General features: G+C 72.0%; 8 protein-coding genes. 6 read left to right on the top strand and 2 right to left on the bottom strand.

Annotated features, from left to right (window positions below; genetic code table 11):
- The first annotated feature begins 252 nt into the window (after positions 1 to 252).
- From AB0G63_RS38385 to AB0G63_RS38395, 3 genes are all read left to right on the top strand, one after another.
- Entirely contained in the window at positions 253 to 864 is a 612-nt protein-coding gene (locus AB0G63_RS38385) for a DUF5819 family protein (protein WP_360760342.1), read from the top strand.
- Between the two features lie 31 nt (positions 865 to 895).
- Positions 896 to 2,047 carry an HTTM domain-containing protein gene (locus AB0G63_RS38390; protein WP_360760344.1) on the top strand — a complete coding sequence of 384 codons (1,152 nt, stop codon included), beginning with the start codon at positions 896 to 898 and terminating at the stop codon, positions 2,045 to 2,047.
- Between the two features lie 374 nt (positions 2,048 to 2,421).
- A complete protein-coding gene (locus AB0G63_RS38395) occupies positions 2,422 to 2,715 on the top strand; it encodes a hypothetical protein (RefSeq protein WP_360760324.1) in 294 nt (97 codons plus the stop codon).
- A 109-nt stretch (positions 2,716 to 2,824) separates the two neighbouring features.
- On the opposite strand, the gene AB0G63_RS38400 is transcribed toward AB0G63_RS38395, so the two are convergent.
- Positions 2,825 to 4,318 carry an amino acid permease gene (locus AB0G63_RS38400; protein ID WP_360760327.1) on the bottom strand — a complete coding sequence of 498 codons (1,494 nt, stop codon included), beginning with the start codon at positions 4,316 to 4,318 and terminating at the stop codon, positions 2,825 to 2,827.
- 356 nt (positions 4,319 to 4,674) lie between these two features.
- On the opposite strand from AB0G63_RS38400, the gene AB0G63_RS38405 reads away from it, so the two are divergent.
- Together AB0G63_RS38405 and AB0G63_RS38410 are read left to right on the top strand one after the other, a co-directional pair.
- Positions 4,675 to 5,511 (top strand): GntR family transcriptional regulator, encoded by an 837-nt coding sequence (locus AB0G63_RS38405; protein WP_360760330.1) that lies wholly within the window; start codon positions 4,675 to 4,677, stop codon positions 5,509 to 5,511.
- 80 nt (positions 5,512 to 5,591) lie between these two features.
- On the top strand, positions 5,592 to 7,061 hold the full coding sequence (locus AB0G63_RS38410) for an APC family permease (protein WP_360760333.1): 1,470 nt from the start codon (positions 5,592 to 5,594) through the stop codon (positions 7,059 to 7,061).
- A 106-nt stretch (positions 7,062 to 7,167) separates the two neighbouring features.
- On the opposite strand, the gene AB0G63_RS38415 is transcribed toward AB0G63_RS38410, so the two are convergent.
- Positions 7,168 to 8,346: an MFS transporter gene (locus AB0G63_RS38415; protein ID WP_360760336.1), complete on the bottom strand. Its 1,179-nt coding sequence runs from the start codon at positions 8,344 to 8,346 to the stop codon at positions 7,168 to 7,170.
- Between the two features lie 103 nt (positions 8,347 to 8,449).
- Between AB0G63_RS38415 and AB0G63_RS38420 the strand changes: the two genes are divergently transcribed.
- A complete protein-coding gene (locus tag AB0G63_RS38420; protein ID WP_360760339.1) occupies positions 8,450 to 9,445 on the top strand; it encodes a helix-turn-helix domain-containing protein in 996 nt (331 codons plus the stop codon).
- Positions 9,446 to 9,725 lie beyond the last annotated feature (280 nt).

Consider the following 9,725-nt stretch of genomic DNA (forward strand, 5'->3'; position numbering starts at 1 on the left):
GTCAGGCCGAGCGGCCACACGGAGACGCCCGGCGTCGGCCCGCCGAGGCGCTGGAGCTGGCGGAATCACACGATTCCGCCGCACGCCGCGGTGCGTCTCAGCAGGAATCGACGATCGCGGGTAGCAGACAGGAAGGCAAGGTGGACGGTGTCGAGCCCGATCGAACCGACGGACGTGAAGGAACACGAGGAGTCCGATTCCGGTCCGCCGCGGGAACGCCATGGTGAATCCGGTCCGCCCGGGAAAGGGCTCATGCGTGTCCGCGTGCTGAAATCCGCGCTGCACACGACCGTGATCCTTTGTCTGGCAGCGACTTTGACCCACATCGTTCTCGTGTTTCTCCACGTGGCGCCCTCCAACCCCGTCTCGAGGAGGTACAAGCCGCAGGTCGACGCATGGGTATATCCGCTTTTCGAGCAGAATTGGCGGCTCTTCGCCCCCAACCCCGATTCCGTCAACCGGCAGATCCTGGCGAGAACCGCGCACACCGGCCCTCATGACTCGATGCAGGTCAGCCCGTGGTTCGACCTGACCGCCGTGGACGATGCCGCGGTCGAACACCAGGTGTTTCCGAGCCACACGGCCCAGAACCTCCTGCGCCGGGCCTGGACCTCTTACGTCGAAACGCACGGGGAGGACGACACGGCGCGCTCGGAACGGGCCGTGATGATGCAGGAGTATCTGAGCAATATCGCCGCGGACCGTGTCGTCGGACATCACAACGGCCGCAAGATCGACTTCATTCAGCTTCGGGTCGTCACGCTGCCTGTCACCGCGCCCGGCGCCGACGCCGGAGACCGCCCGCCCACACCGGTCGAGAACCGGCTCCTGCCCTGGTGGAAGGTGAGTCGTCATGGCGCATGAGCGGACACGCACGGAACGACGCCGGCTCCGCGTGCGCGGCGATTCCCCGTGGTCCCCCTGGTCCCCCTGGTCCCCCGGGTCCTTCTGGTCACTCGTCACCGACCGGCCGGTCGCCCTGTACGCCACATCGGTGCTGCGCATCGGCTACGGGCTGCTCTATCTGGTCTTCCTTCTGCGCGAGTTCCCGCACCGCGGCGAGATCTGGGGTCCGGACGCCGCGTGGACCCCCGCCTTGGCGGCGCGGCTCTTCGATCAGACGGGCTGGTACAGCTTCCTGATCCTGTCGGACAGCCGCGCCTACTTCGAACTGTGCTATGCGGGTGCTCTCGTAACGTCTGCCCTGTTCATGCTGGGCTGGCGGACGCGGGCCACATCCGTGCTGTTCGCGGTCGTGGTGACCTCGTTCCATGCGCGATCGATCTTCATGACGGACGGGGGCGACAACCTGGTCCTGCTGATGTCTCTCTATCTCGTGCTCACCGCGTGCGGTCGCCGCTGGTCCCTGGACGCACGCAGGACGCGGCGCAGGACGGCTCGCGCGGCTGACGCGCCGGAGCGGTTGCGGAGCTCTTCCCTGATGGAGATCCGCGCCGCCCGCGACACCCTGACGACGGTGGTGCACAACTGCGGGGTGTTCGTCATCGCGGCCCAGGTCTGTTTCCTGTACGGATCGGCCGGCCTGTACAAGGTCCAGGGCTCGTTGTGGGCCGACGGCACTGCACTGCACTACGTCCTGAACCTCGAACTCTTCCAGCCCTGGCCCGCGCTCTCCCACTTCTTGGACCGGTTCCCGATCGGGATCGCGGTCATCAGCTACCTGACAGTCCTCACACAGGTCGCTTTCCCGTTCGTGCTGTTCGGCAGGCTCAAGTACCCAGTCCTCGTCCTGCTGCTGAGCATGCACGCAGGCATCGCGGTGCTCCTGGGGCTGCCGGTGTTCTCGGGCGCGATGATCATTGCGGACGCCGTGTTCCTGCCCGACTGCTTCTACACCCGCCTGCCCCGTCTGGGACGCCGTACGGCACGGCGGTTCGGTGTGCGGCTGCCGACGCCCCGCGAAGGAACGGGAGCCGGATCGGTACCCCAGCAGCTTCAGGCCGGAGACCTCCGGGCTGAAGCTGCGCCGACGCACGCCGCGCAAGGGTGCCGGCCGGCTGTCGGCTCCCCCGTCGACGGGGCCTGACAGGCGGCCGGCCGGGAGCGACCTGCCCCGGCCGGGACGGCACAGGCCGATGTACCGCCCGGCAGGCGGTCGCGGTTGTTCGCGACCGGTCGCAGCACGTGCTCGAGGAAGGTCACCGGGGCCGTACAGAAACGGGCAGTCACCAGGAAACCCGACCGCGCGACCCGGGAGACGGCCGCAGCCCGACGGGGACGGCTCCGTTGCGTGGCGACGACGCCCCAGAGGGGGCATGAACGTCACTGCTCCGGTGCAAGAGGCGATCAACCATCAGCATCGGGCCCCGTCAAGCGTCCAGGCATTCACCTGGCGGTGGGTGACTCGCCGCTCTCGAACTCCCGACCGGCGCGCTGACCTCGGTGCTCGGAATCCTCCTCATGCGGGGCAATTCCATTCCCGGCCTGTCGGCGCTGGACTCCTCGGAGCAGATCATCGGCTGGGCGATCGTTCTCGGGTACGCGCAGCAGGTCTTCACCGGATCCGTGGACGGCCAGGCGCAGACGGCGCCGAGTTCCGTCTCCTCCGACTCGACGACGAAGGTGGTGGAGGCTCCCCGGCTGCCGGAACGGACCTGCCCGGGGGCCGCAGGGAAGGCCGCACTGGAAGGCACGGCGGAACCCGCGCCGGAGGACGGCACCACCGGTGACACGTCGTCGGGGTCCGGCCCATGACGGCGGGCCGGGAGACGAGGACGCTCGATGCGGAGACGAGGACGCCGGACCGGGAGACGTCGGGCGTCTCCCGGTCCGGCGGGCGGTTCGGTCGGGGCAGTGAGCGGGGCTACGACGACGTGACGAGCGCCTCGCGCTTGGCGCTCAGCCGCTGGCGGACCAGGGCCACCGCCACGACGCCCGCCGCCACCGCCGTGGACAGCACCACCTGGTCGCGGCCGCCGCCCTCCGCGGTGTCGGTCAGCATGTAGCCCAGGACGAAGGTGATCAGCGCGATCGTGGCCCAGGTCAGGTAGGGGTAGAGCCACATCCTGACGACCAGCTTCTCCGGCGACTCACGCTGGATGATCTTCCGCATCCGCAGCTGCGAGAAGCAGATCACCAGCCACACGAACAGGGCGATCGCGCCGGAGGAGTTGAGCAGGAACTGGAAGACGGTGTCCGGCCACAGGTAGTTGAAGGCGACCGCGACGAAGCCGAAGACCACCGAGGCCAGGATGGCCGTGCGCGGCACGCCGCGGCCCGTGGTCCGCCCGAAGGAGGCCGGGGCGTCGTTGCGGGCGCCGAGCGAGAAGGCCATGCGCGAGGCGGTGTAGAGGCCGGAGTTGAGACAGGACAGCACCGAGGTCAGCACGATGGCGTTCATGATCTGCGCGGCGTGCGGGATGCCGATGGAGCTCAGGGCCGCGACGTAGGAGCCGTCCTTGAGGATCGCCGGGTCGTCCCAGCGCAGCAGGGACACCACGATCAGGATCGAGCCCAGGTAGAACACCGCGATCCGCCAGATCACGCTGTTGGTGGCCTTGGTCACCGCGCCCCGCGGGTCGGTGGACTCGCCGGCCGCCAGGGTGACGATCTCGCTGCCCATGAAGGAGAAGACCACCATCAGCACGCCGGTGAGGATCGCTCCCGGCCCGTGCGGCAGGAATCCGCCGTGTGCGGTCAGGTACGAGAAGCCGGACGCCGGGTGGTCCGAGCCGGGCAGCAGGCCGAAGATCGCGAGGCCGCCCAGCACGATGAACGCGGCGATGGCGACGACCTTGATGCCGGCGAACCAGAACTCGAACTCGCCGTAGGAGCTGACGGAGGCCAGGTTGCTGGCGGTCAGGACCACCATGACGATCAGGGCCCAGCCCCACTGCGGGACCGCGGGCACCCAGCCGGTGAGGATCTTGGCGCCGGCGGTGGCCTCGACGGCGAGCACCACGACCCAGAAGAACCAGTACAGCCAACCGATGCTGAAGCCGGCCCAGCGGCCCAGCGCGCGGTCCGCGTAGGCGGAGAACGAGCCGGAGGTCGGGTTGGCGGCGGCCATCTCGCCCAGCATCCGCATGACGAGGACGACGAGGATGCCGACCAGCGCGTACGAGATGAGGATGCCGGGGCCCGCGGCGGCGATGCCGGAGCCGGAGCCGACGAACAGGCCGGCGCCGATGACACCGCCGATGGCGATCATCGACAGGTGGCGGTTCTTCAGGCCCGCCTGCAGGCCCGAGCCACCGGCCGGGGCGCCCTCGGCGACGGTCGCGGTGGCGGTGGCGGTGGCCGTAGCGGTGGCGGTGGTCTCGGGGGATGCGGCGGAGACGGGAGGACGTGTGGTCATTCGACATCCAGGGAGGGAGTGCGGAAGAGGACATGCGTCGGCGAGCACGGGTGCACGGGCCGCCCGGCGGTCGCCGAAGGGGGACGAGCCTCGTGTCCCGGAAATTAGTTCAGTACGATCTAAAAGAACAAGACTTGTTTAAGTGTTCACCATGCTCTATTTTACGTGCCACGCGGAGACCCCCCTTCCGTGATGACCGTCACCGCACCGTCACCACGGCCTCCCCCTCCGTCTCCTGTCTTCCGCCCCTGTGGGAGCCCCCATGAACAACCGCGCCGTATGGTCGCGGCAGCCACCGGTGCGGACGGCGTCGCCGCGGACCGTGACGCCGTTCAGCAGGCCGTTAGGGTGGCGTCGTGGTGAATCCAGGGGGCAAGTTCGGGCCCTACAGCCAGCCGGGGCCGACGCGGCCCGGCCCGGTCGCCGCGGTGCGGGACGTGCGTGTCCTGCCCGGCAGCGGTCAGACCGGGGCGGAACTCGTCCGGTCGCGGATCGCGCTGCGGGTGCGCCTGACGTCCGTCTCACCGGGGGACCGGCTGCCGGACGCCGGCGTGCTGGCCGAGGAGCTGGGGGTCAGTGAGATCACCGTGCGCCGCGCGCTGGAGGCGATGTGCCAGGACGGCCTGCTCGACCGCCGGCGCGGCCGGGCGGGCGGGACCTTCGTCGCGCCCGAGTGGCACACGGTCGTCGCCCTGATGCACGACGCCGAGGAGGCGGCCTCGCTCGAGGCGTTCCACCAGCTGCTCGAGTGCGGGCTCGTGGCGCGCGGCGCCGACGACGTCCCGGCCGACGGGCTCGAGGGGCTGCGGGCGCTGGTCGACGAGATGGACCTGACCGACGATCCGGAACGGCTGCTCGAACTGGAGGCCCGTTTCCACCTCGGCCTCGCGGAGGTGCTCGGCGGCGCCGGGATCCGCGAGTTCGCCGCGGACCTGCTCGGCCGCCTGTGCCTGCTGATGCCCGCCCCGGCGGCCGACGCCGTACGGGCGCGGAACCGCTGCCACGCCGACCTGCTCGCCGAGCTCGGCCGCGGCGCGATGGACCCCGCCGTGCGGGCGGTGAAGGCGCACCGCCTGGCCCACACCGGCCATACAGACCACACAGACCACACAGACCACACAGACCACTACAGCGACCGCACAGGCCACAGCGAGCACACCGACTACTCCGATCACGCCGACCGCACCCTCTGACTCCCCTCCTCCCCCGCCACCCGACGACTGCCAGCACCCCGCTCACCCCGCGTCATCGCACCGCAGAAGGAGTCGCCGTCATGCCCGATCCCGGAGCGGCCGGTCCCTCGCCGGCGTCGGGTCCCGTCCGCGCCGCCCCCCAGCGGCTGCGCGGCGGGGTGCTCGGCATGGCGGACATCGCCGCCGCCACGATGGCCAACGTCGGCCCGGCCATGAGCTTCTTCTTCGGCTTCGCCTTCCTGGGCACCACCGCGGGCATCGCCTCCCCGCTGACCATCGTGGCGGCGGGCGTCGCGGTCGCGCTGCTGGGCAACACGCTCGCCGAGTTCTCCCGGGCCCACCCCTCGGCGGGCAGCTTCATCACCTTCGTCGGCAAGTCCTTCGGGCCGGTCAGCGCGGTGACCACGGCTCTGCTGGCCGGGCTGGGCTACATCATCGGGATGGCCGCGGTGATCGCCATCTCGGGCGGGTTCGTGCAGATCACCCTGGAGCACTACACGGGTGTCGAGCTGCCGTGGATCATCTGGACGCTCGTGCTGACCGGCGTCGCGGTGGGGCTGATGCTGCGCGGGGTGGTGGTCTCCACGAAGTGGGCGGGCTACTTCTTCGGCGTGGAGATGCTGGTGCTGGTCGTCGTCTCGGTCGCGGCGATCGTCGAACACCACGGCAGCCTGTCCGCCGTCCCGTTCCTGCCGGGCCACGTCAGCCACGGCCTGAGCGGTCTGGCGGCCGGTTTCCCGCTGGCGGTGTACCTGTTCATCGGCTGGGAGAACTCGGCGGCGCTCGCGGAGGAGACGGAGAACCCGCGGCGCAACGTCGGCCGCGCCGTGTTCTTCTCCATCGCGGTGATGACGGTGAGCTACATCCTCTTCTCCTACGCCACCGTGACCGGCTTCGACTACAACATGGCCAAGCTCGGCGCGGCCGGCATCCCCTTCATCGACATCGCCCAGCAGACGCTCGGGGCGCTCGCGTTCGTGGCCTACATCGGGGGCCTGACCTCGACCCTGGGCGTGCTGATCGCCGGCATCAACTCCCAGGCCCGCCTGGTGTTCAACGCCGGACGCGAGGGGCTGCTGCCGGCGTTCTTCGGGTACGTGCACCCCATCCGCCGTACGCCCAACAACGCGATCGTCACCTTCACCGCCACCGCGCTGGTGATCATCGGCGGCTGGGGTCTCGGCCATCTGTTCGGCTCCGGCGGCTCGATGGACCCCGTGGTCTTCTTCACCGAGGCCTCCAGCCTGGGCTCGATCCTGATCCTGCTGGTCTACCTGGCGTCCAACATCGCCCTGCCGCTGTACTACCGCCGGTACCGTCCGCAGGAGTTCCGCACCGTCCGGCACCTGGTGCTGCCCGCCGTCGGCGTGCTGGCCATCCTGGTGCCGCTCTACTACCTCGCCAAGCCCGGGCAGCCGGCGCCCTACAACTGGTTCCCGTACGCGGCGCTGGCCGCCCTGCTCGCCGCCGTCGCCTACGCCACGGTCCTGGTCCGCCGCGACCCGGGCCTCGCCGACCGGGTCGGCTCGGTGGTCGCCGACGCGGAGTGAGACGCGGCAGCGGGTGAGCCCGCGGTCCGTGGGGGTTACACCGGCTGCGGAGTTGGGCCAGCTGCGGGGTTTACGCCGGCCGCGGGGATTACGTCGGCCGCGGGGGTCACGCCGGCTGCGGCCGCGGGACGCACCGGCGGGCGGACGACGCCAGCGCCAGGGTCGTCGCGGCCGACGCCGCCGCCGTGAGGGTCATCGCCGTGGCGGGGGACGTGAGCTGGGCCAGGGTCCCCGCCAGGGCCGCGCTCACCCCCTGGAGGGTGAGCATGCCCGACGAGTGCAGGCCCAGGGCGTGGCCGGACAGCTCGTCCGGGGTCAGCGCCAGCAGGCGCTCCTGCTGGACCAGGCTGGCGCCGAAGCCGGCCGAGGCCACGGCGACCGCGACGGCGCACACCGGGACGGCCGGGCGGAGGACGAACAGCAGGTACGGCGCGGCCAGCAGCAGGAGCAGCGGGGTGGCCAGCCGCTGCCGGACCCCGGCCGGCACCAGCCGGCCGACCGTCACGTCACCGGCCAGCATGCCCAGCGCCGCGCAGGCGAACAGGGTGCCGGCCGCGTCGGGGGCGTAGGAGACGTAGAGCGACTCGCAGCCGACGATCAGGCCGTTGGGGAGCCACAGGCCGAGGTAGGTGAGGCGGCGCGGGCGGTCGGAGAACAGCAGCCGGTTGGCGCGCCAGGTGGCGGAGACGGACGGGCGGCCGGCGGACCGGGGCGGGCGACGGGTGAGGCCCAGCCGCGTGCCGACGGCCGCCGACAGGTACAGCGCCGTCGCCAGGAGCAGGCAGGCGCGCGGTGACAGCGCCGCGGTGAGGACGCCGCCGGTCGCGTACCCGCCGATCTGCGTCAGCCCGGTGCTCATGTTGAAGACCGAGCGCCCCGGCAGGTAGCCGTCCCTGGGGAGGATCTCGTTCAGCAGTCCCCAGCGCGCTCCCCCGCCCAGCGAGGCGGCCAGGCCCTGCACCAGGACGACGGCGAACACGCCCCACATCGGCAGGCCGGGCGCCGCCAGGGCGGCCGTGCCCGCCGCGAGGACGAGGCAGACGCCGGTCAGCGTCCGCCGCGGCGGCAGCCGGTCGGCGCCGGACAGCAGGACGGTCGCGCCCAGCACCTGGGCCAGCGACGGGCCGAACATGCTCAGCGCCGACAGCAGCGGAGAGCCGCTGGCCCGGAACACGAGCGTGCCGAGCGCGAGTCCGCCCACCGTCTGGGCCGCAGTGTGGGCGGTGGCGGACAGGAAGAGGGGCGTGAACTCCGGGGTGCGGAAAAGGTCCTGGTAGCTGCGCATGCACGGAGTCTGGGAAGGCCACGGAGGCCCCCGATATTGTTTCGCGCGAGAGCGAAAGGTGGCGGGGGCGGAAGGTCGCGGGGGCGGAAGGTCGGAAGGGCGCATGGGCTGGTGGCAGATCAACGCCGACACGCTCGCCCGCAGCCGCTTCGTCCTCTCCCCCTTCGCCGAGACCCTCGCCGCCCTGAAGCTGCTGCACGCCGCGACGCCGGCCCACCCCGGCGAGCAGGCCTGGCTGCGGGCCCACCTGCCCGGCTACCGCGGACTGCTGGCCGCCGACCCGGTCACCGCGCGGCTCGTCCGCACCGGCCTGGACACCATCTGGAACGCGGACTTCCTCACCCCCACTCCGCTGGACGGGGAGAGCTTCGAGCGGGCCGTCGCACGGGTGCGCGCGACCGGCGCCGCCCGGGCCCGCGCCGACCTCGTCGTCTCCCTGACCGGCGAACCGCTCCCGGCCGAGCTGGACCGCGACGACCTGCCCGAACGGGCGGCGCGCGTGCTGGAGTACGTGTGGACCGAGACCGTACGGCCGTACTGGGACCGGCGTCGGCGCGTCCTGGAGGCCGACGTCGTCGCCCGCACCGCGCAGGTCAGCCGGGGCGGCTGGGCGGCCGTGCTGGACGAGCTGCGGCCCGGGCGGACCAGGTGGCTCGGCGAGAACCGGCTGCAGGTCAACCCGCTGGAGTTCCCGCCGCGCGACCTCGCCGGCGCCGAGCTGGTCTTCGTGCCGGTCACTCCGCAGCGCGTCGGCTGGGTGTCCTGGGAGGAGCGCGAGCGGTATGCCGTCGTCTACGCGTGCCGGGGCGCCCTGGCCGACGGTCCCCGCGCGGGCGTGCCGGAGCCGCTCGGCGCGCTGCTCGGCACCGCGCGCGCCGCGGTCCTCGTCCTGCTCGGCAGCCCGCTGAGCACCACCCAGCTGACCGCCGTCACCGGGCAGGGGCTGGGCTCGGTCGGACGGCACCTGAAGGTGCTGCTCCAGGCGGGCCTGGTGGAGCGGCGGCGGGCCGGGCGGTCGGTGCTGTACTCACGTACGGCGGCCGGGGACGTCCTCGTGCGGGCGGGAAGCCCGGTGTCCGCCGGTTCCGACCGGCCGTAGGCGCCGCCCGCAGCCGTGCCGAGCCGGGCCGAGGCGGGCCGGGCCGGGCCGGGCCGAGCCGGGCCGAGGCGGGCCGAGGCGGGCCGGGCCGAGGCGGGCCGGGCCGGGCCGAGCCGGGCCGAGCCGGGCCGAGCCGGGCCGGGCCGAGCCGGGCCGAGGCGGGCCGAGGCGGGCCGGGCCGAGGCGGGCCGAGCCGGGCCGGGTGCGGCCTTCTTCAGGCCGCGCAGGAACCGGGCACCGCCGATGCCGCCTGCCAGAACCACAATGCGCATGAAAACAG

Origin of the sequence: Streptomyces sp. NPDC020996 (assembly GCF_040641355.1) — a bacterium.
GTDB lineage: Bacteria > Actinomycetota > Actinomycetes > Streptomycetales > Streptomycetaceae > Streptomyces.